The sequence below is a fragment of the Kluyvera genomosp. 3 genome, from assembly GCF_011765685.1.
Taxonomy (GTDB): Bacteria; Pseudomonadota; Gammaproteobacteria; order Enterobacterales; family Enterobacteriaceae; genus Kluyvera; species Kluyvera georgiana_A.
In genome coordinates, this window is record NZ_CP050321.1 from 1,260,100 (window position 1) to 1,285,097 (window position 24,998).

Annotated in this window: 23 protein-coding genes; 15 read left to right on the plus strand and 8 right to left on the minus strand. The window is 57.7% G+C overall.

What is annotated here, in order from left to right; all coding sequences use genetic code 11:
* Positions 1 to 3: 3 nt before the first annotated feature.
* Positions 4 to 1,140 carry a 3-phenylpropionate MFS transporter gene (locus GY169_RS05960; protein WP_163448291.1) on the plus strand — a complete coding sequence of 379 codons (1,137 nt, stop codon included), beginning with the start codon at positions 4 to 6 and terminating at the stop codon, positions 1,138 to 1,140.
* Here the strand turns inward: GY169_RS05960 and csiE are convergent.
* Complete coding sequence (gene csiE / locus GY169_RS05965) at positions 1,137 to 2,414, minus strand: stationary phase inducible protein CsiE (protein ID WP_167575235.1); 1,278 nt, start codon at positions 2,412 to 2,414, stop codon at positions 1,137 to 1,139. The genes GY169_RS05960 and csiE overlap by 4 nt on opposite strands.
* Positions 2,415 to 2,530: 116 nt before the next feature.
* Between csiE and GY169_RS05970 the strand changes: the two genes are divergently transcribed.
* On the plus strand, positions 2,531 to 3,169 hold the full coding sequence (locus tag GY169_RS05970) for a DUF1007 family protein (protein ID WP_167575236.1): 639 nt from the start codon (positions 2,531 to 2,533) through the stop codon (positions 3,167 to 3,169).
* Positions 3,160 to 4,143: a nickel/cobalt transporter gene (locus GY169_RS05975; RefSeq protein ID WP_163448288.1), complete on the plus strand. Its 984-nt coding sequence runs from the start codon at positions 3,160 to 3,162 to the stop codon at positions 4,141 to 4,143. The genes GY169_RS05970 and GY169_RS05975 overlap by 10 nt, the downstream gene beginning before the upstream one ends.
* Positions 4,144 to 4,264: 121 nt before the next feature.
* Here GY169_RS05975 and GY169_RS05980 read toward each other — a convergent pair whose 3' ends face one another.
* Both GY169_RS05980 and suhB read right to left on the minus strand, forming a co-directional pair.
* Positions 4,265 to 4,693 (minus strand): OsmC family protein, encoded by a 429-nt coding sequence (locus GY169_RS05980; RefSeq protein WP_163448287.1) that lies wholly within the window; start codon positions 4,691 to 4,693, stop codon positions 4,265 to 4,267.
* A 135-nt stretch (positions 4,694 to 4,828) separates the two neighbouring features.
* Positions 4,829 to 5,632 (minus strand): inositol-1-monophosphatase, encoded by an 804-nt coding sequence (suhB, locus tag GY169_RS05985; RefSeq protein ID WP_163448286.1) that lies wholly within the window; start codon positions 5,630 to 5,632, stop codon positions 4,829 to 4,831.
* Between the two features lie 119 nt (positions 5,633 to 5,751).
* Here suhB and trmJ point away from each other — a divergent pair, with 119 nt between their 5' ends.
* The 11 genes from trmJ (at position 5,752) to sseB (ending at position 14,660) form a co-directional block, all read left to right on the plus strand.
* Positions 5,752 to 6,486 (plus strand): tRNA (cytosine(32)/uridine(32)-2'-O)-methyltransferase TrmJ, encoded by a 735-nt coding sequence (gene trmJ / locus GY169_RS05990; protein ID WP_163448285.1) that lies wholly within the window; start codon positions 5,752 to 5,754, stop codon positions 6,484 to 6,486.
* Between the two features lie 191 nt (positions 6,487 to 6,677).
* Entirely contained in the window at positions 6,678 to 7,169 is a 492-nt protein-coding gene (iscR, locus tag GY169_RS05995) for a Fe-S cluster assembly transcriptional regulator IscR (RefSeq protein WP_064543514.1), read from the plus strand.
* A gap of 150 nt (positions 7,170 to 7,319) precedes the next feature.
* Positions 7,320 to 8,534, plus strand: coding sequence for a cysteine desulfurase (gene iscS, locus GY169_RS06000; RefSeq protein ID WP_035891364.1), 1,215 nt, complete (start codon positions 7,320 to 7,322; stop codon positions 8,532 to 8,534).
* Positions 8,535 to 8,559: 25 nt separating this feature from the next.
* A complete protein-coding gene (gene iscU, locus GY169_RS06005; RefSeq protein ID WP_005120408.1) occupies positions 8,560 to 8,946 on the plus strand; it encodes a Fe-S cluster assembly scaffold IscU in 387 nt (128 codons plus the stop codon).
* Positions 8,947 to 8,967: 21 nt separating this feature from the next.
* A complete protein-coding gene (gene iscA, locus GY169_RS06010) occupies positions 8,968 to 9,291 on the plus strand; it encodes an iron-sulfur cluster assembly protein IscA (RefSeq protein WP_004104506.1) in 324 nt (107 codons plus the stop codon).
* A 78-nt stretch (positions 9,292 to 9,369) separates the two neighbouring features.
* Positions 9,370 to 9,885, plus strand: a complete 516-nt coding sequence (gene hscB / locus GY169_RS06015) for a co-chaperone HscB (protein ID WP_064543518.1) — start codon at positions 9,370 to 9,372, stop codon at positions 9,883 to 9,885.
* A 15-nt stretch (positions 9,886 to 9,900) separates the two neighbouring features.
* Positions 9,901 to 11,751 (plus strand): Fe-S protein assembly chaperone HscA, encoded by a 1,851-nt coding sequence (gene hscA / locus GY169_RS06020; RefSeq protein ID WP_163448283.1) that lies wholly within the window; start codon positions 9,901 to 9,903, stop codon positions 11,749 to 11,751.
* Position 11,752: 1 nt separating this feature from the next.
* On the plus strand, positions 11,753 to 12,088 hold the full coding sequence (gene fdx / locus GY169_RS06025) for an ISC system 2Fe-2S type ferredoxin (RefSeq protein ID WP_015963427.1): 336 nt from the start codon (positions 11,753 to 11,755) through the stop codon (positions 12,086 to 12,088).
* Between the two features lie 9 nt (positions 12,089 to 12,097).
* Positions 12,098 to 12,298: a Fe-S cluster assembly protein IscX gene (gene iscX / locus GY169_RS06030; protein WP_064543522.1), complete on the plus strand. Its 201-nt coding sequence runs from the start codon at positions 12,098 to 12,100 to the stop codon at positions 12,296 to 12,298.
* A 177-nt stretch (positions 12,299 to 12,475) separates the two neighbouring features.
* Entirely contained in the window at positions 12,476 to 13,762 is a 1,287-nt protein-coding gene (pepB, locus tag GY169_RS06035) for an aminopeptidase PepB (RefSeq protein WP_167575237.1), read from the plus strand.
* A gap of 121 nt (positions 13,763 to 13,883) precedes the next feature.
* Entirely contained in the window at positions 13,884 to 14,660 is a 777-nt protein-coding gene (sseB, locus tag GY169_RS06040) for an enhanced serine sensitivity protein SseB (protein ID WP_163448281.1), read from the plus strand.
* 36 nt (positions 14,661 to 14,696) lie between these two features.
* On the opposite strand, the gene timP is transcribed toward sseB, so the two are convergent.
* The 5 genes from timP to GY169_RS06060 form a co-directional block, all read right to left on the minus strand.
* Positions 14,697 to 14,831 (minus strand): small toxic inner membrane protein TimP, encoded by a 135-nt coding sequence (gene timP, locus GY169_RS23600; RefSeq protein WP_411908108.1) that lies wholly within the window; start codon positions 14,829 to 14,831, stop codon positions 14,697 to 14,699.
* 350 nt (positions 14,832 to 15,181) lie between these two features.
* A complete protein-coding gene (locus GY169_RS06045) occupies positions 15,182 to 15,955 on the minus strand; it encodes a MurR/RpiR family transcriptional regulator (protein ID WP_163448280.1) in 774 nt (257 codons plus the stop codon).
* Positions 15,955 to 16,800: a 3-mercaptopyruvate sulfurtransferase gene (gene sseA / locus GY169_RS06050; RefSeq protein ID WP_167575238.1), complete on the minus strand. Its 846-nt coding sequence runs from the start codon at positions 16,798 to 16,800 to the stop codon at positions 15,955 to 15,957. The genes GY169_RS06045 and sseA overlap by 1 nt, the downstream gene beginning before the upstream one ends.
* Positions 16,801 to 16,873: 73 nt before the next feature.
* Positions 16,874 to 18,238 carry a 6-phospho-alpha-glucosidase gene (locus tag GY169_RS06055; RefSeq protein ID WP_167575239.1) on the minus strand — a complete coding sequence of 455 codons (1,365 nt, stop codon included), beginning with the start codon at positions 18,236 to 18,238 and terminating at the stop codon, positions 16,874 to 16,876.
* 13 nt (positions 18,239 to 18,251) lie between these two features.
* Positions 18,252 to 19,796 (minus strand): PTS transporter subunit EIIC, encoded by a 1,545-nt coding sequence (locus GY169_RS06060; protein WP_167575240.1) that lies wholly within the window; start codon positions 19,794 to 19,796, stop codon positions 18,252 to 18,254.
* Positions 19,797 to 20,056: 260 nt separating this feature from the next.
* On the opposite strand from GY169_RS06060, the gene GY169_RS06065 reads away from it, so the two are divergent.
* Positions 20,057 to 24,997 (plus strand): alpha-2-macroglobulin family protein, encoded by a 4,941-nt coding sequence (locus tag GY169_RS06065; protein WP_167575241.1) that lies wholly within the window; start codon positions 20,057 to 20,059, stop codon positions 24,995 to 24,997.
* Position 24,998 lies beyond the last annotated feature (1 nt).

Sequence of the window (24,998 nt, forward strand, 5' to 3'; positions counted from 1 at the left end):
ACCATGGTTTTGCACTCCACGCGCTGGCTGGCGCTCAGTTACTTCACCTACTTCTTTAGCTACGGTATTTTTCTGCCTTTCTGGAGCGTCTGGCTCAAAGGCGCGGGGCTCTCTCCCGAAACCATCGGTTTGCTGCTCGGCGCCGGGCTGGTGGCCCGTTTTCTCGGTAGCCTGTTGATTGCGCCGCGCGTGAGCGACCCCTCGAAACTGATTAGCGTTCTGCGCATTCTGGCGTTGATGACGCTGCTGTTCGCGCTGGCCTTCTGGGCGGGCAGCAACGTAGCGTGGCTGATGGTGGTGATGATTGGCTTCAACCTCTTTTTCTCACCGCTGGTGCCGCTGACCGATGCGCTGGCCAATACCTGGCAAAAACAGATAACCATGGACTATGGCCGGGTGCGCCTGTGGGGGTCGATTGCCTTTGTGATTGGCTCGGCGTTGACCGGCAAGCTGGTGAGCTTGTTTGACTATCATGTGATTCTGCTGATGCTGAGTCTGGGCGTTGCTTCGATGCTGCTGGGCATGTTGCTGAAGCCGTCGGTGATGCCGCTCGGCGAGTCCCGTCACCAGGAATCAGTGGGCTGGCCGGCCTGGCGCGCGCTGGTGGTACAAAACTGGCGTTTCCTTGCCTGCGTTAGCCTGCTGCAAGGCGCGCACGCCGCCTATTACGGTTTTAGCGCGATTTTCTGGGAAGGCGCAGGCTACTCGGCGTCGGCAATTGGCTATCTTTGGTCGTTAGGCGTGGTGGCGGAAGTGCTGACCTTTGCCCTGAGCAAAAAAGTGTTTCGTCGCTTTAGCGCGCGGGACTTACTGCTGCTCTCCGCCATTTGCGGCGTGATTCGCTGGGGGCTGATGGGCTGGACCACCAGCTTACCGTGGCTGATTTTGATTCAGATCCTCCACTGCGGCACCTTCACCGTCTGCCATCTGGCGGCCATGCGCTACATTGCCGCGCGCCAGGGCAGCGAAGTGATTCGCCTGCAGGCGGTCTACTCGGCGGTGGCAATGGGCGGCAGCATTGCGGTGATGACCATGTTTGCGGGCTTCCTCTACCAGCATCTGCACCAGGGGCTGTTCTGGGTGATGGCGCTGGTGGCCCTGCCTGCGTTGGTGCTGCGGCCAAAAGCCGTCGTCCGCTAGGTTTCGAGGATCTGGCAGATACGCTGCTGCTGATGTTCGCTGAGCGACTGCTCGGCGTGGATCAGCGGCGGCGAAAACAGCGGCAGCACAATCGCGTAAGGCGATATCACCAGCGTGCTGTCCTTTGGCGCCCCTTCTTTCTGGAAAATATGCGCCGCCAGATATTTCACGTTGAGCGGCAGCAGGGTCAGCTCCCGCAACTGCTGCTCAATCTCCTGTTCCAGCGCCGGGTTATCGCCGGTCAGTAATACCACCTGTTTCTCGTGCAGCTCGCTCTCCTGCATCAACCCCGCGCCGAAAATAACCGCAATCAGCGCCGCTTCGTCATCGCTGAAGCGCAGGGCGTAACGCGTTTCAAAATCAGCCAGCGCGCTGCGGGTGGTGCGAATTAAACGCGGATAGAGGCGATGGATCTCCTCCGGTAGATGATGATCGATGCCGATCCCGAACACACAGCGGTTGAGCGCCTGCGATAAATGAACATAAAGCTGGTTGTGCAGCGCGCGTTCGTCGGTAAAGTGACATCCGGCAAGCTGCTGGAAGCGATCGACCAGATGGGATATCGCCAGATGTAGCTGCTGCTCCTGCTGGCGGCTATCGTCGTGCGGATTGGGGATTTTCAACAGCATAAAGAGTAGGGCGAGGAAATGCTGTTCATAAGGGTCAGGCGTCTGCATAACACGGCGCTGCCAGTGGCGCACGATATCCGCCGCCATCTGGTATTCGTCGGTCGACTGGGTCCAGGCGCTTTGCAATGTTGTGAACCGGGGGCTGACACCCTGATGATGTTGCAGCAGACAATATTGTAAATACAGGCGTAAAAACTGACCGTCCCGGCACTCAAACTCGCGCTCCAGGCTGCGGGCACAGCGGTTAACCAGCGCCTGGAGGTTGGTTTCATCATACAGCGTTCGGGCAATTTTCAGCTGTTTCAGCTGCGTTTTGATAGCCGGTGTAAAATGGTTGGCGACAAACTGCGGGCATAGCCGCAGCGCACGGCGCAGCCAATGCAGCAGACACAGGCGCAGGTCGAGGGTGGTGCCTTCAATCCGATAGCTGCCATCCGCCTGAGTGGCGATTGCCAGACGATGGTAACGCTCAATCTCCTCGCCGGCGTCAACGATATCTTGCCGGGCGGTTGAAACATCGACATTATTCACCATGCCAATGTATTCCGCGGTAATGGTATGCCCTGGGAGATACAGCATCAGCAGCGCCTGGCAGCGGCGCTGGGGACTGGAAAGCACAGATGGCGGTTCAAGTACGGTCATCATCAGCTAGATCCAGTTTTAGGTAACCAGGATTAAGGATAGACAAAAGATAGCGGCGACCACGGCGCTTTCGCTAAGGAATGCTGGCGACGCTCACAGAATTTTTCACTGAGGAACGGATGAAGAGAGTGAAACAATGCGCGGTAATGGTGTTTCTTGCGTTTTTATCATTAAACGCCAGGGCGCATCCGCACAGTTTTATCACCATCACCAATCAATTGGTGGTGAGCGATGGCGCGCTTACCGGCATGAAAATGCGTTGGGTGATGGATGAACTCACCTCGGCCGACCTGCTGTACGACGCGGGTAATGCAAAGCCGGGGGATGAGGTATGGAAAAAACTGGCGGCGGAGGTGATGGCCAACGTGCTGGGGCAGCATTACTTCACCGAGTTCTGGCACAACGGAAAAAAGGTGAAGTTTAACAATCTGCCTGAAGACTACGGTCTGGCGCGTCAGGGGCATCAGGCGGTATTGACCTTCACGCTGCCGCTGGCCTCACCGCAACCGCTGGCGGGGCAAACCTATACGTTCTCCACCTTTGACCCGACCTATTATGTCGATATGAGCTACGAAAAAGACAGCGACGTGGCGTTTGCCGCAGATTTTAAAGGCGCGTGCAAGGTTCGTGTGCACACGCCGCAGCCCAACGAAGAGATGCTCTCCTACGCGCAGTCGCTCGATAAAGAAGACGCGCCGGAGGAGGATATGGAGCTGGGAAAACAGTTTGCCCAGAAGGTGACCGTGCAATGTCAGTGATTTCCGTTAACCGACGCCGTCCGCCGCGCCGCTGGGTCTCGCTCTGGCCGCTGGCGCTGTTTCTTGTTGCCGCTGCAGTAGGGCTGGTCTGGCTGTGGCAGGCGTGGCCGCAGGTGATGCTGAAAAGTGTTATCTGGCAGCGTGACGTGAACCAGCAGATGAGCGGTCTACTGAAAGCGGTGGCTGATAATCCCACTCAGGCGGGCGGCGCGCTGCTGCTGTTCAGCTTTGCGTACGGCGTGTTGCACGCGCTGGGGCCGGGACACGGCAAAGTGGTGATTACCACCTGGCTGGCGACCCATCCGTCAAAACTCAAGTCGAGCATCGGTCTGACGCTGGCTTCCTCATTATTACAGGGGCTGGTGGCGATTGCGTTGGTGGTTATTGTGCTCACCGTATTACGGCTTCCGGCGCGGCAGCTGCATCTCAGCAGCTTCTGGCTGGAAAAGGGGAGTTACGCGCTGGTAGGCGTACTGGGGCTACTGCTGTGCTGGCGGGCGCTGAAAAAGCTGCGCTTACTGCTGCGTAAACCGAAATTCACCGCCTTTACGCCGCATCATGTTCACCATGACGGCTGTGGCTGCGGACACCAGCATTTGCCGAACCCGCAGCAGCTTGAACAGAGCGACGACTGGCGCGCGCGGCTGATGATTATTCTCTCTATGGGAATGCGCCCTTGTTCCGGCGCCATTATGGTACTGCTGTTCAGTAAAGTGATTGGCGTCTTTAGCTGGGGCGTTGCTTCGGCGCTGGCGATGGCGGCAGGGACGTCACTCACCATCTCATCGCTGGCGCTGCTGGTTCACGGCTTCCGTACGCTGGCGGTGAAGCTGAGCGGCAATAAAACACCGGTGCTGTGGCGGCAGGTGGGCTGGACGACGCTGGCCTTAGCGGGCGGCGTTATTCTGATTGCCGCGGCGGTGGTCATGTGGCTGAGCGCGGTGCCGGTGGGCAGAGGGCTGAGACCGTTTTAGCGTTGATGTCGAGGGACATAAAACGGTCTGAGCCCGAAAACAGGGCATTGAGGGCAGTTCTTCTGTGGCATACCTCATCTGCGCCTCTTTTATCAGAGGCGCCAGAATCAGCGGTTTCGCGTTAGTTCAATGTATAATCCAGCGTAATTTCCGCTTTTAGCAGCTGTGATACCGGGCAACCGGCTTTCGCTTTCTGGATAATGCCATCGAACTGTTGCGCGTCAATACCAGGGACCGCCACCTTACTTTGCAGCGCGATTTTGGTAATGGCAAAGCCACCGTCGGTTTTATCCAGCGACACGTCCGCCGTGGTATCAATAGAATCTGCGGTATAGCCTGCTTCGCCCAGCATCAATGATAACGCCATCGAAAAACAGGCCGCGTGAGCCGCGCCAATCAGTTCTTCCGGGTTGGTTCCTTTAGCGCCTTCAAAACGGGTATTAAAGCCATAAGGCTGCTGGTTAAGAACGCCACTTTCGGTAGAAACCGTCCCTTTTCCGTGTTTGATATCACCTGACCAGTGTGCGGAACCGTGCTTGTGAATTGTCATGCTCGTTCTCCTTTTGGCTAACAAAAGGCTAAGTATAGACGACGGATTTGGCGACAACGGGAATAGAGATAATTCTGGGGAAGGGGATAAAAAAGAAGCCCGCGAACGGGCTTCTTAATGACACGCGGTATGAACTTAGCGCTTCAGCGCTTCGCTCAGTTCGTCGCGCATGTTCGCCAGCATGGCTTTCACCACGCGTGGGTTACCGGCAACGATGTTACCGGTCATCATGTAGTTGTGACCGCCAACGAAATCGCAAACCAGCGCGCCCGCTTCACGTGCGATCAGCTCGCCCGCGGCGAAGTCCCACGGCTTCAGGCCGATTTCGAAGTAACCGTCAACGCGCGCAGCGGCCAGGTAGGCCAGATCCAGCGCGGCGGAACCGGAACGGCGGAAGTCCGCGCACTCGGTAAACATTTTGCCGAGGATGTTCATGTAAGCGGTCGCGTGCTGCTTGGCTTTGAACGGGAAACCGGTGGCGATAATGGTGCCATCCAGATCGCGGGCAGTGCTGCCGCGCAGACGGTAACCGTTGAGCTGTGCGCCCTGGCCGCGAGTGGCGGTGAACAGTTCGTTGCGCATCGGATCGTAAACGACAGCCACTTCAGTACGGCCTTTAATGCGTACGGCAATGGAAACAGAGAAGTGTGGCAGACGTTTGATGAAGTTGGTGGTGCCATCCAGCGGATCGATAACCCATTGTACATCCAGATCTTCGCCAACGTGTTCACCGCTTTCTTCGGTGATGATGGTGTGTTGCGGGTAAGATTTGCGAATGGTGTCGATAATTACCGCTTCGGCTGCTTTATCAACGTTGGTCACGAAATCGTTGCTGCCTTTCTGGCTCGCTTCAACAGCTTCTGGCGTTTCGTAGTTTTTGGCAATCAGGTTACCCGCCTTGCGCGCTGCGCGCACGGCGATGTTCAGCATCGGATGCATCAGGTTACTCTCACTGGATGTTAAAGAACGGGAAAACGGCGCATATCATAGCAGCGAATTCGGATTCTGTCTCAGCTTTATGGTAATATGGCCGAATAATCTTTAGACGAAGAATGACAATGCTGCAAAATATCCGAATCGTGCTGGTCGAAACCTCCCATACCGGCAACATGGGCTCCGTTGCCCGCGCTATGAAAACCATGGGTTTAACGAACCTGTGGCTGGTTAACCCGCTGGTGAAACCAGACTCCCAGGCCATCGCCCTGGCGGCAGGCGCCAGCGATGTCATTGGCAGCGCGCAGATCGTCGACACACTCGACGAAGCGCTGGCCGGTTGCAGCCTGGTGGTCGGCACCAGCGCGCGCTCCCGCACTCTGCCGTGGCCGATGCTTGACCCGCGTGAATGCGGCCTGAAAAGCGTCGCTGAAGCTGAACACGCGCCGGTCGCGCTGGTGTTTGGTCGTGAGCGTGTGGGTCTGACTAACGACGAACTGCAGAAATGTCATTATCACGTGGCGATTGCCGCTAACCCGGAATACAGCTCGCTAAACCTGGCGATGGCGGTACAGGTCATTTCTTATGAAGTGCGTATGGCCTGGCTGGCGGCGCAGGAAAGCGCTGAACCGAAGGTGGAACACGAAGAAACACCGTACCCGCTGGTGGACGATCTCGAACGTTTCTACGGTCACCTGGAGCAGACCCTGCTCTCCACGGGCTTCATTCGTGAAAACCATCCGGGGCAGGTGATGAACAAGCTGCGTCGTCTGTTCACCCGCGCGCGTCCGGAAAGCCAGGAGCTGAACATCCTGCGTGGGATTCTGGCCTCTATTGAGCAGCAGAACAAAGGCAAGTAATCGCGTAAATGCCGGATGAGCGAAGCGCCATCCGGCAGATCAATACCGCACGGAACGTCAAATACCTGACTAAATCACTCAAGTAAATAGTTGACTGATTTAGTCGGGAATGTCAGACTTGCTCCTGCTATGCAATACCCACAATATTATTAAAAACCCCGGGCAGGGGCGAGTTTGAGGTTAAGTAAGACATGAGACTGACATCTAAAGGGCGTTATGCCGTAACCGCGATGCTGGACGTTGCACTCAACTCCGAAGCGGGCCCGGTGCCGTTGGCTGATATTTCTGAACGTCAGGGAATTTCACTCTCCTATCTGGAGCAGCTGTTCTCCCGTCTGCGTAAAAATGGCTTAGTGTCCAGCGTACGTGGTCCAGGCGGCGGTTATCTGCTGGGTAAAGAAGCAAACCATATCGCCGTTGGCGAAGTGATCAGCGCAGTGGACGAGTCCGTTGACGCGACCCGCTGCCAGGGGAAAGGTGGCTGCCAGGGCGGCGATAAATGTTTGACCCACGCTCTGTGGCGCGATCTGAGCGACCGTCTGACCGGTTTCCTGAACAACATCACCCTTGGTGAACTGGTAAACAACCAGGAAGTTCTGGACGTGTCCGGCCGTCAGCACTCGCACGACACCTCCCGCACGACTCGCGTACAAGACGCAATCGACGTTAAGTTACGCGCATAATCCAACCGCTCTGCTGGGTACTGCGCAGAGCGAGTTATAGATAACAATGAGATTTCAGAGTCAGGCCGGGACACTCTCCCGTCAACGCGGTCGTACATCCAGCCGGTTGCCTGACTCCTTGCATTGAGTGATGTACGGAGTTAAAGAGCAATGAAATTACCGATTTATCTCGACTACTCCGCAACCACGCCGGTGGACCCGCGTGTTGCCGAGAAAATGATGCAGTTTCTGACCCTGGACGGGACCTTTGGTAACCCGGCTTCTCGTTCACACCGTTTCGGCTGGCAGGCTGAAGAGGCGGTAGATATCGCCCGTAACCAGATTGCCGACCTCGTGGGCGCCGACCCGCGTGAGATCGTCTTTACTTCCGGCGCGACAGAATCTGACAACCTGGCGATTAAAGGTGCAGCCAACTTTTATCAGAAAAAAGGCAAGCACATCATCACCAGTAAAACCGAACACAAAGCCGTGCTGGACACCTGTCGTCAGCTCGAGCGTGAAGGTTTCGAAATCACTTACCTGGCACCGCAGCGCAACGGCATTATCGATCTCAAAGAGCTCGAAGCGGCGATGCGTGACGACACCATCCTCGTCTCCATCATGCACGTGAACAACGAAATCGGCGTGGTGCAGGATATCGCGACTATCGGCGAAATGTGCCGTGCGCGCGGCATCATCTATCACGTTGACGCCACCCAGAGCGTGGGCAAACTGCCTATCGACCTGAGCCAGCTGAAAGTTGACCTGATGTCCTTCTCCGGTCACAAAATCTACGGTCCGAAAGGTATCGGCGCGCTGTACGTGCGTCGTAAACCGCGTATCCGTATCGAAGCGCAGATGCACGGCGGCGGTCACGAGCGCGGCATGCGTTCCGGCACCCTGCCTGTTCACCAGATCGTCGGCATGGGCGAAGCTTACCGTATCGCGAAAGAAGAGATGGAGACCGAAATGGCCCGTCTGCGCGGTCTGCGTAACCGTCTGTGGAACGGCGTGAAGGATATGGAAGAGGTTTACCTGAACGGTGACCTTGAGCAGGGCGCACCGAACATCCTCAACGTGAGCTTTAACTACGTTGAAGGCGAATCGCTGATTATGGCGCTGAAAGACCTGGCGGTTTCCTCCGGTTCCGCATGTACTTCCGCAAGCCTTGAGCCATCCTACGTGCTGCGCGCACTGGGCATGACCGATGAGCTGGCGCATAGCTCCATTCGTTTCTCTTTAGGTCGTTTCACTACCGAAGAAGAGATTGACTACACCATCAATCTGGTTCGCAACTCCATTGGCCGTTTGCGCGACCTTTCTCCGCTGTGGGAAATGTTCAAGCAGGGCGTGGATCTGAACAGCATTGAATGGTCACATCATTAATCGGTACCGATAAGGAGAATTCATCATGGCTTACAGCGAAAAAGTAATCGATCATTACGAGAACCCACGTAACGTAGGTTCCTTCGACAACAGCGACGAAAGCGTCGGCAGCGGTATGGTCGGTGCGCCGGCTTGCGGCGATGTGATGAAGTTGCAGATTAAAGTCAACAATGAAGGTATCATTGAAGACGCGCGTTTCAAGACCTACGGCTGCGGTTCCGCCATTGCTTCCAGCTCCCTCGTCACCGAGTGGGTCAAAGGGAAATCCCTGGACGAAGCACAGGCGATTAAAAATACCGATATCGCCGACGAGCTTGAGCTGCCGCCGGTGAAAATTCACTGTTCTATCCTGGCAGAAGACGCGATTAAAGCCGCTATTGCGGATTACAAAAGCAAACGTGAAGCAAAATAATTAAGAAGAGTTGAGGTTTTTATGTCGATTACCTTAAGCGACAGTGCAGCAGCGCGAGTCAATACCTTCCTGGCAAACCGCGGTAAAGGGTTTGGTCTGCGTCTGGGCGTCAGAACGTCCGGCTGTTCAGGTATGGCCTATGTACTGGAATTTGTTGACGAGCCGGCGGCAGAAGACACCGTTTTCGAAGACAAGGGCGTGAAGGTGGTCATCGACGGTAAGAGCCTGCAATTTCTTGATGGCACGCAGCTCGACTTCGTCAAAGAAGGTCTCAACGAAGGGTTTAAATTTACTAACCCGAACGTGAAAGACGAGTGTGGTTGCGGCGAAAGCTTTAACGTCTGATTTTGTGTCCTGCCAACCCCACCATAGCGCCACTGCTGTGCGTGGGGTTTGTTTTAAATAGTTAACCCTGAGAACGTCATGGATTACTTCACTCTCTTTGGATTGCCAGCCGGTTATCACGTAGACACTCAGGCCCTCGCGGCACGCTTCCAGGACCTGCAGCGTCAGAATCACCCCGACCGTTTTGCCAGCGCCAGCGAAGCTGAACAGCTCGCGGCGGTCCAGCGATCCGCGAATATCAACCAGGCATGGCAAACGCTGCGTCACCCGTTGACGCGCGCCGAATATCTGCTCTCCCTGCACGGCTTCGATCTGGCCTCCGAACAGCATACCGTACGCGATACCGCGTTCCTGATGGAACAGCTGGAGCTGCGTGAAGAGCTGGACGAGATTGAACAGGCGAAAGACGCTGACCGTCTGGAAGCGCTGCTTAAGCGCATCAAAGCGATGTACAGCCAGCGTCAGCAACAGATGGTGGCGGAACTTGATTCGCAAACGTGGGACGCGGCGGCGGATACCGTACGTAAACTGCGTTTTCTCGATAAACTCCAAAGCAGCGCTGAATTACTCGAAGAAAAGCTGCTCGATTTCTGATTCTGGAAGCTTAACATGGCCTTATTACAAATTAGTGAGCCGGGTCTGAGCGCCGCGCCGCACCAGCGTCGTCTGGCGGTTGGCATTGACTTAGGCACCACCAATTCCCTGGTTGCTACCGTGCGTAGCGGTCAGGCGGAAACGCTGGCCGACAATCAGGGGCGTCACCTGCTGCCTTCTGTTGTGCACTATCAGGCGCAGGGCCACGTGGTCGGCTATGATGCGCGTACCAACGCCGCGCTGGACCCGGCCAACACCATTAGCTCCGTAAAACGCATGATGGGCCGCTCGCTGGCGGATATCCAGACGCGTTACCCGCACTTGCCTTACCAGTTCCAGTCCAGTGAAAACGGCCTGCCAATGCTGGTAACCAACGCCGGTGTACTCAACCCGATCCGCGTCTCGGCTGATATCCTCAAAGCGCTGGCGGCGCGCGCCACCGAAACGCTTGATGGCGAACTCGACGGCGTGGTGATTACCGTTCCCGCTTACTTTGACGATGCACAGCGTCAGGGCACCAAAGACGCCGCGCGTCTGGCTGGCCTGCACGTGCTGCGCCTGCTCAACGAACCGACCGCCGCGGCGATTGCCTACGGCCTCGATTCCGGTCAGGAAGGGGTGATTGCCGTCTACGATCTGGGCGGCGGTACCTTCGATATCTCGATTCTGCGCCTCAGCCGCGGTGTGTTTGAAGTGCTGGCCACCGGCGGCGACTCCGCGCTGGGCGGTGACGATTTCGACCACCTGCTGGCAGATTACATTCGCGAACAGGCAGGCATTGCCGATCGCAGCGATAACCGCGTACAGCGTGAGCTGCTTGATGCCGCCATCGCTGCCAAAATCGCCCTGAGCGATGCCGACAGCGTCACCGTTGAGGTGGCTGGCTGGAAAGGCGAAGTGACCCGCGAACAGTTTAACGATCTGATTTCCGCGCTGGTGAAGCGCACCCTGCTGGCCTGCCGCCGTGCGCTGAAAGATGCGGGCGTGGAAGCCGAAGAGGTGCTGGAAGTGGTGATGGTGGGCGGTTCGACCCGCGTACCGCTGGTGCGCGAGCGCGTGGGCGAATTCTTTGGCCGTACGCCGCTGACCTCCATCGACCCGGATAAAGTGGTGGCGATTGGCGCCGCCGTGCAGGCCGATATTCTGGTCGGCAACAAGCCGGACAGCGAAATGCTGCTGCTCGACGTGATCCCGCTCTCCCTCGGCCTCGAAACCATGGGCGGCCTGGTAGAGAAGGTTATCCCGCGTAACACCACCATCCCGGTGGCCCGCGCGCAGGAATTCACCACCTTTAAAGACGGCCAGACCGCGATGTCCATCCACGTGATGCAGGGCGAACGCGAACTGGTGCAGGACTGCCGTTCGCTGGCGCGCTTCGCGCTGCGCGGTATTCCGGCTCTCCCGGCGGGCGGTGCGCATATTCGCGTCACCTTCCAGGTAGATGCTGACGGTCTGCTGAGCGTCACGGCGATGGAAAAATCCACCGGCGTGGAATCGTCTATCCAGGTGAAACCGTCCTACGGTCTGACCGACGGTGAAATCGCCACCATGATTCAGGATTCCATGAGCTATGCCGAGCAGGACGTGAAAGCGCGTATGCTGGCCGAGCAGAAAGTGGAAGCGGCGCGCGTGCTGGAAAGCCTGCACAGCGCGCTTGCCGCCGATGCCGCGCTGTTAAGTGCCGCAGAGCGTCAGGAAATTGACGAGGCCGCTGCGGCGTTGAGCGCGGTAGCTGAGGGCAATGACACTGACGCCATCGAACAAGCCATTAAAAACGTTGACAAACAAACCCAGGAATTTGCCGCTCGCCGCATGGACCAATCCGTTCGTGTCGCGCTGAAAGGCCAATCCGTGGACGAGGTTTAATATGCCAAAGATTGTTTTTCTGCCCCACCAGGACCTGTGCCCGGATGGCGTAGTTGTGGAAGCTGAGACCGGTGAAACCATTCTGGATGCCGCGCTGCGTAGCGGTATCGAGATTGAACACGCCTGTGAAAAATCCTGTGCCTGCACCACCTGCCACTGCATCGTGCGTGAAGGTTTCGACTCGCTGCCAGAAAGCACCGAAGACGAAGACGATATGCTGGACAAAGCCTGGGGGCTGGAACCGGATAGCCGCCTGAGCTGCCAGGCCCGCGTCACGGATGAAGACCTGGTGGTCGAAATTCCGCGTTACACAATTAACCACGCGCGCGAGCACTAAGAGGATAGTATGGGACTGAAGTGGACTGATAGCCGTGAAATCGGTGAAGCGCTTTACGATACCTTCCCGGATACCGATCCGAAAACGGTACGTTTCACCGACATGCACCAGTGGATTTGCGACCTCGAAGACTTTGATGACGATCCTCAGGCATCAAATGAAAAAATTCTTGAGGCAATTCTGCTAGTCTGGTTGGATGAAGCAGAATAATTTTTGCGTCATGATTCGCGCCGCAGGTGCGTTGGCTACGTTCGCTCACCCCAGTCACATAGTTATCTATGCTCCCGGGGATTCGCTCACTTGCCGCCTTCCTGCAACGCGAATCATTTAGCAAAAGATCTAACGGGCTGCCCTTCGGCGGCCCGTTTGCTAATAAGGATAAATAAAATGACAGAAGCGATGAAAATTACCCTGTCTACCCAGCCAGCCGATGCGCGCTGGGGTGACAAAGCGGCCTATAGCATTAATGATGAAGGGATTACCCTGCACCTGACCGGCCGTGACGATGCGGGTCTTATCCAGCGCGCGGCGCGTAAAATCGACGGCATGGGCATCAAGCATGTCGCTCTGGCGGGCGAGGGCTGGGATGTTGAGCGTGCCTGGGCTTTCTGGGCGGGTTACAAAGGGCCGAAAGGCACCCGTCAGGTTGCATGGCCTGAGCTTGACGATGCGCAACGGCAGGAGCTGGATAACCGTCTGACCTACATCGACTGGGTGCGCGATACCATCAACGCCCCGGCGGAAGAGTTAGGCCCGGAGCAACTGGCGCAGCGTGCGGTAGATCTGCTGTGCGGTGTGGCGTGCGACAACGTCTCTTATCGCATCACCAAAGGTGAAGATCTGCGCGAGCAGGGCTACGCTGGCCTGCATACCGTAGGCCGTGGTTCTGAACGTCCGCCGGTTCTGCTGGCGCTGGATTACAACCCAACGGGCGATAAAGACGCGCCGGTTTACGCCTGCCTGGTCGGTAAAGGTATTACCTTCGACTCCGGCGGCTACAGCATCAAACAGAGCGCATTCATGGACTCCATGAAGTCCGACATGGGCGGCGCGGCGACCGTGACCGGCGCGCTGGCGTTGGCGATCACCCGTGGTCTGAACAAGCGCGTAAAACTGTACCTGTGCTGTGCGGACAACCTGATCAGCGGCAATGCATTCAAGCTGGGCGATATCATCCACTACCGTAACGGTAAAAATGTGGAAGTGATGAACACCGATGCGGAAGGGCGTCTGGTGCTGGCCGATGGCCTGATTGACGCCAGCGCGCAGAAACCTGAACTGATCATTGATGCGGCGACCCTGACCGGGGCGGCAAAAACCGCGCTGGGTAATGATTACCACGCGCTGTTCAGCTTTGATGATAAGCTGGCTAACCGCCTGCTGGCGAGTGCGAGTGCGGAAAATGAAGCCTTCTGGCGTCTGCCGCTGGCTGAGTTCCATCGTCACCAGCTGCCATCTAACTTTGCTGAACTGAACAACACCGGCAGCGCGGCCTACCCGGCGGGCGCGAGCACGGCGGCGGGCTTCCTGTCCCACTTCGTGGAAAACTATCATGAAGGTTGGCTGCACATCGACTGCTCCGCGACCTACCGTAAAGCTGCCGTTGAGCAGTGGTCGGCGGGCGCGACCGGGCTGGGCGTGCGGACGATTGCTAACCTGTTGACTGCCGAGTAATTTGTTCCCCTCACCCTAACCCTCTCCCCAAAGGGGAGAGGGGACAGTTCGGTTTTCTCCCTCGCCCCTTTGGGGAGAGGGCCGGGGTGAGGGGAAGATACCCATACCTTCTGGAACCACTATGTCCGAAACCAAAAACGAACTCGAAACGCTGCTGGAACAAGCGGCGACGGAACCTGCTCATCGCCCGGCCTTTTTCCGCACCCTGCTGGAGTCTACCGTCTGGGTACCCGGCGCCGCCGCCGATGACCAGCAGGTTGTCGACGACAGCGCCTTAGAGCTACAGCACTGGGAAAAAGATGACGGCACCTCCGTTATCCCGTTCTTCACCTCACTGGAAGCCCTGAAACAGGCGGTAACCATCGAGCAGTCGTTCGTCGTCATGCCAGTACGCTCGCTGTTTGAAATGACCCTCGGCGAGACGCTGTTCCTCAACGCCAAACTGCCGACCGGCAAAGAGTTCACCCCGCGTGAAATCAGCCACCTGATTGGTGAAGAGGGTAACCCGCTCAGTACGCAGGAAGTGCTGGAAGGCGGTAGCGCGCTGTTGCTTTCTGAAGTGGCGGAGCCACCGGCACAGATGGTGGAATCGCTCACCACGCTGTTCAAAACCCTGAAAACGGTCAAACGCGCGTTCCTGTGCTCGATTAAAGAGCATGCGGACGAGCAGCCAAACCTGCTGATCGGCATTGAAGCGGAAGGGGATATCGAAGAGATTATCCACGCCGCGGGCAGCGTCGCCACCGACACCCTGCCAGGTGATGAGCCGATTGATATCTGCCAGGTGGTGGAAGGCGAGCCGGGGATCAGCCACTTTATGCTGGCGCACATCACGCCGTTCTATGAAAAACGTTGGGGCAGCTTCCTGCGCGATTTTAAGCAGAACCGGATTATCTGACCCGAGGAAAGCCGCCCCGAAGGGCGGCATCCTGGCTTACTTGCCCTGCGCGTTGCTTATCACGCTAACAGCGCTGACGGAGTGACTCCGTTCGCTGTCGGTGCGAAGAAACAAGACGGCAGTAACAATCAGCACGATACAGAAGTATCGTCTGTTCATTGCGCGGTCCATGCGAAGACCGCATCACAGCAGCACCGCTGGCGATAATGTTGCGATAGCAAGCGCTATGGTGTGCCTGCATTTACGGCCATGGGACATCCTTTCCCGAAGCCAGCGCCCGTTTGCGAGACGGCGGAAAGGGCCGGGATGGATTATACATCAACAGCCAAATAGTCACTCTTGTTACTACCTTGACTTTGTCCGATTTTAAAGCCACTATGATGCACACTATGGTGTGCCTGCATTGCTTTAGCAATGTAGCTTGCTGGAAAGGCCGCGAACCGGACCAGCACAAAATAACCGCTGTTACAGGCGGTTTTTTTGTGGCTGAAAAACGTGAAATATCCGACGAGCGGGGAAATTTACCCCGTCGCCTCCAGCAGCAGTAAATCCATCAACAGTACCAGATTGGACTCAAATGACGTGATATCCGCCGCTTCGGCGGCAAAATGCGCGGCTTCGTCATACAGTGCAAAATGCAGATCCGCCAGTCCCGCCAGGGTATTGGCGGAGGCGCGGGTGAAGGCGACGACCGTCATGCCCACGTTGCGGGCGATACGCGCTTTATCCAGCACCTGCTCGGTTTCGCCGCTGCGCGACACCGCGATAAACACCTGGTAGCGCGCGGCGTTACTGAGAAAGATGTTCCGGCTATCGCCCGGGCCGGAAATAAAGGCCGTTTTGCCAAGCACCTGCAGCTTTTTCGTCAGGTACTCGGCAAAGAGATAAGAAAATCCTGCGCCATAGAGAAAGAAGCTCTCCTGCTCGCGCAGCAGGCGGGTAAACTGCTGCCGCTTGTCCGCCGTTGCCCACTGAAAAGACTGCTGGTAGTTGGCGATAAAGCGGTTGAACAGTTCGGGAAATTCCGCGCAGGACTCAGTGCGATGCGCCGCAATATGCGGCGTTTCCGCCAGCAGGCTTTTACAGTGCCAGATAAACTCGCTGTAGCCGCTAAAGCCCAGCTTTTGACATAGCCGCATAATGGTTGCCGTGGAGACAAATGTCGCCTGCGCTAGCTGACGGACGGTGATCTTGCCTACCAGCAGCGGATGCTCTGTCAAATGCGCCAGCACCCGATACTCCGCGCGGGTTAAGGACGCTCCGCGCGTCAGCAGCGTTGCCAGGCGATTATCCATTACTGCGCAGGCTCTATCGGCAGGTCGGCGCGGGCACCCCATTCACTCCAGGACCCGTCGTACAGGGTTACGTCGTCGGCCTCAAGCGTGGCCAGCGCCAGTGCGACCACCGCCGCCGTCACACCGGAACCGCAGCTCACGATAATCGGCTGATGTAAGTCGACACCCTGACGAGCAAAGATAGCTTCGAGCTGGTCGGTGGTTCTTAGCTCACCGTCCACCACCAGATCGCCCCAGGGCACGTTGCGCGCGCCGGGAATGTGCCCACGACGCAGTCCAGGACGTGGTTCATCAACCTGGGCATTGAAGCGCGGCGCCGGACGGGCGTCGACGATTTGCGCGGAGCCTTCATGGCTGGCCAACAGCACGTCGGTTAGTCGTTTGACTGCTTCGGCATGGAATGTAGACTCAAACTCGCCCTCAGCGCTTTGTACGTCTCCCTGCTCGAGCAGCAGATCGTCGCGCTGCCAGCCGGCCAGCCCCCCGGCCAGAATAGAGACCCGCTCTGCGCCAAAGGTACGCAGCATCCACCACGCGCGCGGTGCGGAGAACAGGTTGCCTTCGTCGTAAATCACCAGGTGTTTATCGCGGCTGACGCCCAGCTCGCGCATGGCGACGGCGAATGCTTCCGGGCGCGGCATCATATGCGGCAGCGGCGAGGTGTGGTCGGAGAGGGCTTCAATATCAAAAAAGACCGCGCCCGGCAGATGCCCGGCGCGGTATTCCGCGTGCAGATCGCGATGTTCTTGTCCCGGCGGCGCCATACGGGCGTCGATAATTTGTACTTCCGGGTCATCAACGTGCTCAGCCAGCCAGTCGGCGGCAACAAAAAACGAAGTGGTCATGGTACCCTCCATTGATGAATCATAGAGAGATTGTCGGTGTTTTTGCTCACACCGACAAGCGACCCGCGGTTTATTAGCGCGTTGCCTCACCATTTTGCCAGGCATGTTGCAGCTGCGGCCAGTAATCCCGGTTGGCGACAATCATCTCGTCAAGAATGGCGCGCGCGTGTTCCATTGTCGGCACGGTGCGGTTGAGGGTAAAGGCCTGCAACGCTTTTTCATAGCTGCCCTCAAGCGTGGCTTCAACCAACAGCTGCTCCGAGGCCAGTTGCTGCATCAACAGTGTCTGGTGGAACAGCGGCACATTGCCCATCCGCACCGGCTCCGGGCCATTGGCGGTAATGTAGGCCGGGACTTCTACCATCGCATCGTCCGGCAGATTGGCGATGGCGCCCTGGTTTTCGACGATCACTAAATGGCGCTGGCGTAAATCAAAGGCCAGAGAACGGGCCACTTCAACGATAAACTCACCGTGCACGCCAACGTGAAAAGCATCCGGCAAAATACCGGTTTGCTGATACTCTACGGCTGCTGCAAACAGCTTCTTCTCTCGCCCGTCCATCACTTCGTTGGCGCGCGTGTAGTCCGGGTTCTGATGCTCGACGATTTGGTTAGGCATCAGGTAATACTGCAGATACGGGTTCGGCAGATATTCCGGGAAGCAATCCATAATTGGTTTGATATTGCGCCAGGTTTTCACCCATGACGGATCGGCATGCTGCGGGTCCGTTTGCGCGGCGTCTTCGGTCAGCAGGCCGAATTTCGCCACGTGGCGACGTAACTCAGGCAGTTTGTCTTCGCCATCGACCCGAACCTGGGTAAACCAGCCAAAGTGGTTGAGACCAAAGTAATCCACATCGAGCTTGTGGCGGTCGACGCCGAGAATCGCCCCCATATTGCGCATGGCTGCCACCGGCATATCGCAGATGTTCAACACTCGCGCCTGTGGACGCAGACGGCGAATGCCTTCGGCCACAATCGCCGCCGGGTTGGAATAGTTGACGATCCACGCTTTGGGATCGGCATAGCGCTCAACGAGATCAATCAGCTCTACCATCGGCAGAATGGTGCGCAGGCCGTAGGCCAGTCCGCCAGGGCCGCAGGTCTCCTGGCCGACCACGCCGTGGCGTAGGGGAATTTTTTCATCCTGCTCGCGCATTTTGTACTGGCCGACACGCATCTGGGCAAAGACGAAGTGCGCGCCGCTAAACGCCGTTTCCGGGCAGGTGGTCACGGTAAATTTGATGCTCTGGCTATGGTCGCGAATCACCTTTTCCACCACCGGGGCGATGGTGTTTTGCCGCGCTTCATCGATATCATAGAGGCGAATTTCCGCCAGCGGGAAGTCGCTCAGGCGTACCATCAGGCTTTTGACAATGCCCGGCGTGTAGGTGCTGCCACCGCCGGCGATAGCCAGAATAAATGGGGATTTCAACATGTTATAGCCTCCTTCAGAGAAACATCTCAACGGCTTCTCGCATTTTTTTGACGTGCAGCCCGTAGACCACCTGAACGTTATTACCTTGTTTAATAATGCCTTTCGCACCGGTTGCCTTGAGCTGTGGCTCGTTAATTCGTGCGATGTCCTTCACGGTGACGCGCAGCCGGGTGTAGCAGTTATCCACCACCTCAATGTTGTCGCGCCCGCCTAATCCCTCGATGATGCTGGTGCCCAGACCATCGTTATTGCCCTTCGCCTGATACTCCTGCTTGCTGTAGAGCTTCGTTTGCTGGTCATCCTCTTCGCGGCCCGGCGTTTTCATGTTGAAGCGCAGGATCAGGAAGCGGAAGATGACGAAGTAGAGCGCGAACATAATCAGCCCGACCACGATGTACATCGGCCAGTTGGATTTTTCCGTCCCTAGCGGCAAGTTGTAGAGAATGAAATCAATAATGCCGTTGGCCCCGATGGCGTGGACGCCGAACAGCGAGAACAGCATCATGCCGATGCCGGTCAGCACGGCGTGCACCACGAACAGTAGCGGCGCGACGAACAGGAAGGAAAACTCAATCGGCTCGGTCACGCCGACCAGCAGCGATGTCAGCGCCGCTGGAATGAGAATGGCTTTCGCCGCGGCTTTACGTTCCGGTTTCGCGGTGACATACATCGCCAGCGCGGCGGCTGGTAAGCCGAACATTTTGCTGATGCCGCGTGCGTCCCACACCACGGTACTGCTCAACTGTTTGACGTCAGGGCAGGCCATTTCAGCGAAGTAGATGTTGCGCGCGCCCTGGTACAGGTTGCCGCAGACCTCGTGCGAACCGCCCAGTTCGGTATACAAAAATGGGGTATAGACCAGGTGGTGCAGACCGGTTGGCACCAGAATACGTTCGAGGAAACCGTAAATAGCCACCCCGAACGGGCCGGAGCCTTTAATCGCCAGCGCCAGCGCGCTGATACCGTGCTGCGCCCATGGCCAGAGTTCGCTCATCACCACGCCAAGGATAATCGCCACCGGCAGAATGATGATGGTGACAAAACAGTGACCGGAGTAGATAGCCATCGCCCCGGAGAACTGCACGCCGGAGTAACGGTTGTAGAGATAGCCGGTGAGCGCGCCAGTGAGGATCCCGGCGAAAACGCCCATCTCCAGTACCTGTACGCCCAGCACCATACTTTGCCCGGCGGTGCGCATCTGGTCAGCCGGGGCCAGTTCGCCCTGCCATTGCAGCGTGAAGTTCATGGCGTTGATAAACACAATAAACGTCACCAGCCCCAGCAGTGCGGCATAGCCTTTATCGCGAGCGGCGAGGCCGATGGGAATACCGACAGCAAAGATCATCGCCAGATTCACCAATAGCGAAACGGCGGATTTGGCGATCAGCTGCCCCAGATGCTGGACCGCAGAGTAGCCCAGAAAAGGGACGTACTCTGCAAGACTGCCGTTGCCCAGCACGTTGCCGAAGGCGATAAACAGCCCGACAATCGGCAGAATCAGGACCGGGCCGTAGAGGGATTTACCAAAATTTTGTAGGGCATTAACGGCTCTTTTCATTATTTTCTCCAACGTTGAACCGCGTAGATGAGACCTCATGACCGGCAAAAGGTAGCAGCAGAAGGGCGGGAGAATCCAGCTATCTTATTGTTTTAAAAACAAAGTACGCATAACGTTACATGTTACGTTATGAGTTGTGATCGCAGTAACATCCCAGAGAGATGGCCAGCAATGTGATCCTTAGCTACTGGCAAACGCCTCCCTGGGGCATAATACTGTGTTGATGACTCAAACAGACTTCACCAGTCAGAGGTTACAGGATGAAACCCTTTCGTTTGGCTACGCTGGCACTCGCGCTGGCAATGACGTTCACGTTGGCCGGTTGCGACAATAAAAACGACGACAAACCCGCCGCCCCTTCGACGCCAGCCGCTGCCGCACCGGTAAAACCCGATGCCGCCCAGCTTGAAAAATTCGCCCGGCAGAGCCAGGGCAAAACGCTTACCCTGCTCGATGCCTCCGAAGTGCAGCTCGACGGCGCGGCAACGCTGGTGCTCACTTTCTCCATACCGCTTAACCCCGATCAGGATTTCAGCAAAACGGTCCACCTGGTAGACAAAAAGAACGGTAAGGTTGACGGCGCATGGGAGCTGGCGCCGAATCTCAAAGAGCTGCAGCTGCGCCATCTGGAACCGAAACGCGACCTGATTGTGACCGTCGATCCTGAGCTGGCGGCGCTGAATAAGTCGACTTTTGGCACCAGCGTCGAAAAAACGCTGACCACCCGCGATATTGCGCCGAGCGTCGGCTTTGCCAGCCGCGGATCGCTGCTGCCGGGCAAGGTGGTGGAAGGGCTACCGGTGATGGTGCTCAACGTGCCGCACGTTGACGTGAACTTCTTCCGCGTGAAGCCGGAATCGCTGGCCGCGTTCGTCAGCCAGTGGGAATACCGCAGTTCGCTGAGCAACTGGGAGTCGGATGAGCTGTTGAAGATGGCCGATCTGGTCTACACCGGGCGATTTGACCTTAATCCGGCGCGCAACACCCGGGAAAAACTGCTGCTGCCGCTGAAAGATATCGCGCCGCTACAGCAGTCTGGCGTCTACATCGCGGTGATGAACCCGGCGGGACAATACAGCTACAGTAACGCCGCGACGTTGTTTACCCTGAGCGACGTCGGCGTATCGCTGCACCGTTATCACGGCCAACTTGATGTGTTTACCCAAAGCCTGGAAAACGGCGCTGCTCAATCGGCAGTTGAATTGACGCTGTTAAACGACAAAGGTCAGACGCTGGCGCAGGCGACCAGCGACGCTAAAGGTCACGCCACGCTGCAAACCGACAAAGACGCGGCATTGCTGCTGGCGCGTAAAGACGGGCAGACGACGTTGCTGGATCTGAAACTGCCCGCGCTGGATTTGGCTGAGTTCGATGTTGCCGGCGATCCTGGTTATCGCAAGCAGTTCTTTATGTTTGGCCCGCGCGATCTCTATCGTCCCGGCGAAACGGTGATCCTCAACGGCCTGCTGCGCGACAGCGACGGCAAGCCGCTGCCCGACCAGCCGGTGAAACTGGAAGTGGTGAAACCGGACGGCCAGGTGGTTCGCTGCGTGGTGAGCCAGCCGCAGAACGGTCTGTATCAATTGACCTACCCGCTGGATAGCGGCGCGGCGACCGGCATGTGGCATATCCGCGCCAACACCGGCGACAACCAGCTGCGCGAGTGGGATTTCCACGTCGAAGACTTTATGCCCGAGCGCATGGCGCTGAGCCTGACGCCGCAGACGACGCCGCTGGCCCCCGCTGACGACGTCAAATTCGCCGTTTCCGGCTACTATCTGTACGGCGCGCCCGCCAGCGGGAACAGTCTGCAGGGGAAATTGTTCCTGCGCCCGCTGCGCGATGCGGTCGCGGCGCTGCCGGGCTTCCAGTTTGGCGATATTGCGCAAGACAATACTTCCCGTAGCCTGGATGAAATGAATCTGACGCTGGATGACAAAGGGCGGGGAGAAGTGACCACCGCCAGCCAGTGGCAGGAAACGCACTCGCCGCTGCAGGTGATTCTCCAGGCCAGCCTGCTGGAGTCTGGCGGTCGCCCGGTAACCCGTCGGGTGAGCCAGGCTATTTGGCCCGCCGCCGAACTGCCGGGGATCCGCCCGCAGTTCGCCAGCAAGGCGGTCTATGACTACCGCACCGACACCACGGTGAATCAGCCGATCGTCGAAGAAAATAGCCAGGCCGCGTTTGACATTGTTTACAGCAACGCTGCCGGTGACAAAAAAGCCGTTTCCGGCCTGCAGGTGCGGCTGATCCGCGAACGCCGCGACTACTACTGGAACTGGTCGGAAAGCGATGGCTGGCAGTCTCGCTTCGATCAAAAAGATCTGGTGGAAGGCGAAGAGACGCTGGATCTCAAAGCCGATGAGACCGGCAAAGTCAGCTTCCCGGTGGAGTGGGGCGCTTACCGTCTGGAAGTGAAAGCGCCAAATGACGCGGTCAGCAGCGTGCGCTTCTGGGCAGGCTATAGCTGGCAGGATAACAGCGACGGTAGCGGCGCGGCGCGACCGGATCGCGTGACCTTAAAACTTGATAAACCGAGCTATCAGCCGGGGGATACCATCAAGCTGCACGTAGCTGCTCCGGCGGCCGGTAAGGGCTATGCGATGGTAGAGTCCAGCGATGGCCCGCTGTGGTGGCAAGAAATTGACGTCCCGGCTCAGGGGGTGGATCTGTCTATTCCGGTCGATAAAAGCTGGAATCGTCACGACCTCTATCTGAGCACGCTGGTGGTTCGTCCGGGGGATAAATCACGTTCCGCGACGCCGAAACGTGCGGTTGGCGTGTTGCATCTGCCGCTGGGTGATGAACAGCGTCGGCTAAACGTGGCGCTGGAAAGCCCGCAAAAAATGCGGCCAAACCAGCCGCTGAGCGTCAAAGTGAAAGTGAATCGCAAGGAAGGCGCGGCGCCGAAACAGGTCAATGTGCTGCTGTCAGCGGTTGACAGCGGGGTGCTGAATATCACCGATTACGCCACGCCGGATCCGTGGCAGGCGTTCTTCGGCCAGAAACGTTACGGCGCGGACATCTATGATATCTACGGTCAGGTCATTGAAGGTCAGGGGCGGCTTGCCAGCCTGCGCTTCGGTGGCGACGGCGATGAATTGAATCGCGGCGGCAAACCGCCGGTGAATCACGTCACGATTATCGCCCAGCAGGCACAGCCGGTAACCCTTGATGACAACGGTGAAGGTACCATCACTCTGCCAATCGGCGATTTTAACGGCGAGCTGCGGGTGATGGCGCAGGCGTGGACGAGCGAAGATTTCGGCAGCGCAGAACAAAAAGTGGTGGTGGCCGCGCCGGTGGTGGCCGAGCTGAACACTCCGCGCTTTTTGGCCGGTGGCGATAGCGCGCGACTGACGCTGGACGTCACTAACCTTACCGATAAACCTCAAACGCTGAACGTGAAGATTGCGGCTACGGGCCTGTTGACGCTGAAAAGCGGTCAACCGTCGCCGGTGACGCTGGAGCCGGGCGTGCGCACCACGCTATTTGTGCCCGTCAGCGCCAGTGATGGCTTCGGCGATGGTGAGGTGAACGTCACCGTCTCGGGGATGAATCTGCCGGGGGAAACGCTGGCCGACCTGCATAAGCAGTGGAAAATTGGCGTGCGTCCGGCCTTCCCGGCGCAAACGGTGAACAACGGCGCGGTGCTGCAACCCGGTGAAAGCTGGAGTGTGCCGGCTAACCAGAACGCGCTCTTCTCGCCGGTGACACAGCAGGGCCAGCTCCTGCTCAGCGGGAAACCCCCGCTGAACCTGGCGCGCTATATTCGTGAGCTGAAAGCCTATCCGTACGGCTGTCTGGAACAAACCGCCAGCGGCCTGTTCCCGCAGCTTTATACCAACGCCGCGCAGTTGAAAACGTTGGGCATTGCGGGTGACAGCGATGACAAACGCCGAGCGGCGGTGGACATCGGTATCTCGCGGTTGCTGCAAATGCAAAAAGAGAGCGGCGGCTTTGGGCTGTGGGATAAAGAAGGGCCGGAGGAGTACTGGCTGACCGCCTATGCTATGGACTTCCTGGTGCGCGCGGCGGAGCAAGGCTATAGCGTTCCGGCGCAGGCGATTAACAACGGCAACAACCGGCTGCTGCGCTATCTTCAGGAGCCGGGGCTGATGAGCGTTCGCTACACCGATGACAATGCCGCCAGCCGCTTCGCCATTCAGTCCTATGCCGGACTGGTGCTGGCCCGACAGCAAAAAGCGCCGCTGGGCGCGTTACGCGAGCTATGGGAACGCCGCGAGCAGGCGCGCTCCGGTCTGCCGCTGATGCAGTTAGGTATCGCGCTGAAGGCGATGGGCGACGCGCCGCGCAGCGAACAGGCATTACAGCTGGCGCTGACCACCAAACGCTCGGACCAGACCCGCTGGTTGGCAGACTACGGTAGCGACCTGCGAGATAACGCGCTGATGCTGGCCCTGTTGGAAGAGAACAAGCTGCTGCCGGACGCGCAGAATGCGCTGCTGCAAACCCTCTCCGAACAGGCATTTAGCGAACGTTGGCTGTCAACACAGGAGAATAATGCGCTGTTTCTCGCGGCGAGAAGCGTGCTGGACCTGCCGGGTAACTGGCAGGCGCAAACGACGCTGGACAGCCAACCGTTGCAGGGCGATAAGGCGTTGACGCGTAACATCGATGCTGAACAGCTTTCGGCGCTGAAAGTGACCAACAGCGGCCAGCAGCCGCTGTGGCTGCGCCTCGATAGCACCGGCTACCCGGAACACGCTCCGGCGGCCAGCAGCAACGTGCTGCATATTGAACGCCAGTTCTATGGCACTGATGGGCAGCGTAAATCGCTCTCTTCGCTGCGCAGCGGTGAACTGGTGCTGGTAAAACTGGATATCAACGCCAGCCAAAATGTGCCGGACGCGCTGGTGGTGGATATGCTGCCTGCCGGGCTGGAACTGGAAAACCAGAATCTGGCCAACAGTAGCGCGAACCTGCAGGATAACGGCAGCGAAGTGCAGGAGTGGCTGAACCAGATGCAGCAGGCGGATATTCAACATATGGAATTCCGTGATGATCGCTTTGTGGCCGCGGTGGCAGTGAATGCCAATCAGCCGGTGACGGTGGTCTATCTGGCACGGGCGGTGATGCCGGGGACCTATCAGGTGCCGCCAACGCAGGTGGAATCGATGTATGTGCCAGCCTGGCGTGCAGTTGGCGCGGCGGACGATATGCTGATCGTCGTACCGTAAG

Excerpts from the sequence above, each read along its gene's own strand:
- GY169_RS05960 (WP_163448291.1), top strand. The coding sequence starts at position 4 with ATGGTTTTGCACTCCACGCGCTGGCTGGCGCTCAGTTACTTCACCTAC.
- csiE (WP_167575235.1), bottom strand. The coding sequence starts at position 2,414 with ATGATGACCGTACTTGAACCGCCATCTGTGCTTTCCAGTCCCCAGCGC.
- GY169_RS05970 (WP_167575236.1), top strand. The coding sequence starts at position 2,531 with ATGAAGAGAGTGAAACAATGCGCGGTAATGGTGTTTCTTGCGTTTTTA.
- GY169_RS05975 (WP_163448288.1), top strand. The coding sequence starts at position 3,160 with ATGTCAGTGATTTCCGTTAACCGACGCCGTCCGCCGCGCCGCTGGGTC.
- GY169_RS05980 (WP_163448287.1), bottom strand. The coding sequence starts at position 4,693 with ATGACAATTCACAAGCACGGTTCCGCACACTGGTCAGGTGATATCAAA.
- suhB (WP_163448286.1), bottom strand. The coding sequence starts at position 5,632 with ATGCATCCGATGCTGAACATCGCCGTGCGCGCAGCGCGCAAGGCGGGT.
- trmJ (WP_163448285.1), top strand. The coding sequence starts at position 5,752 with ATGCTGCAAAATATCCGAATCGTGCTGGTCGAAACCTCCCATACCGGC.
- iscR (WP_064543514.1), top strand. The coding sequence starts at position 6,678 with ATGAGACTGACATCTAAAGGGCGTTATGCCGTAACCGCGATGCTGGAC.
- iscS (WP_035891364.1), top strand. The coding sequence starts at position 7,320 with ATGAAATTACCGATTTATCTCGACTACTCCGCAACCACGCCGGTGGAC.
- iscU (WP_005120408.1), top strand. The coding sequence starts at position 8,560 with ATGGCTTACAGCGAAAAAGTAATCGATCATTACGAGAACCCACGTAAC.
- iscA (WP_004104506.1), top strand. The coding sequence starts at position 8,968 with ATGTCGATTACCTTAAGCGACAGTGCAGCAGCGCGAGTCAATACCTTC.
- hscB (WP_064543518.1), top strand. The coding sequence starts at position 9,370 with ATGGATTACTTCACTCTCTTTGGATTGCCAGCCGGTTATCACGTAGAC.
- hscA (WP_163448283.1), top strand. The coding sequence starts at position 9,901 with ATGGCCTTATTACAAATTAGTGAGCCGGGTCTGAGCGCCGCGCCGCAC.
- fdx (WP_015963427.1), top strand. The coding sequence starts at position 11,753 with ATGCCAAAGATTGTTTTTCTGCCCCACCAGGACCTGTGCCCGGATGGC.
- iscX (WP_064543522.1), top strand. The coding sequence starts at position 12,098 with ATGGGACTGAAGTGGACTGATAGCCGTGAAATCGGTGAAGCGCTTTAC.
- pepB (WP_167575237.1), top strand. The coding sequence starts at position 12,476 with ATGACAGAAGCGATGAAAATTACCCTGTCTACCCAGCCAGCCGATGCG.
- sseB (WP_163448281.1), top strand. The coding sequence starts at position 13,884 with ATGTCCGAAACCAAAAACGAACTCGAAACGCTGCTGGAACAAGCGGCG.
- timP (WP_411908108.1), bottom strand. The coding sequence starts at position 14,831 with ATGGACCGCGCAATGAACAGACGATACTTCTGTATCGTGCTGATTGTT.
- GY169_RS06045 (WP_163448280.1), bottom strand. The coding sequence starts at position 15,955 with ATGGATAATCGCCTGGCAACGCTGCTGACGCGCGGAGCGTCCTTAACC.
- sseA (WP_167575238.1), bottom strand. The coding sequence starts at position 16,800 with ATGACCACTTCGTTTTTTGTTGCCGCCGACTGGCTGGCTGAGCACGTT.
- GY169_RS06055 (WP_167575239.1), bottom strand. The coding sequence starts at position 18,238 with ATGTTGAAATCCCCATTTATTCTGGCTATCGCCGGCGGTGGCAGCACC.
- GY169_RS06060 (WP_167575240.1), bottom strand. The coding sequence starts at position 19,796 with ATGAAAAGAGCCGTTAATGCCCTACAAAATTTTGGTAAATCCCTCTAC.
- GY169_RS06065 (WP_167575241.1), top strand. The coding sequence starts at position 20,057 with ATGAAACCCTTTCGTTTGGCTACGCTGGCACTCGCGCTGGCAATGACG.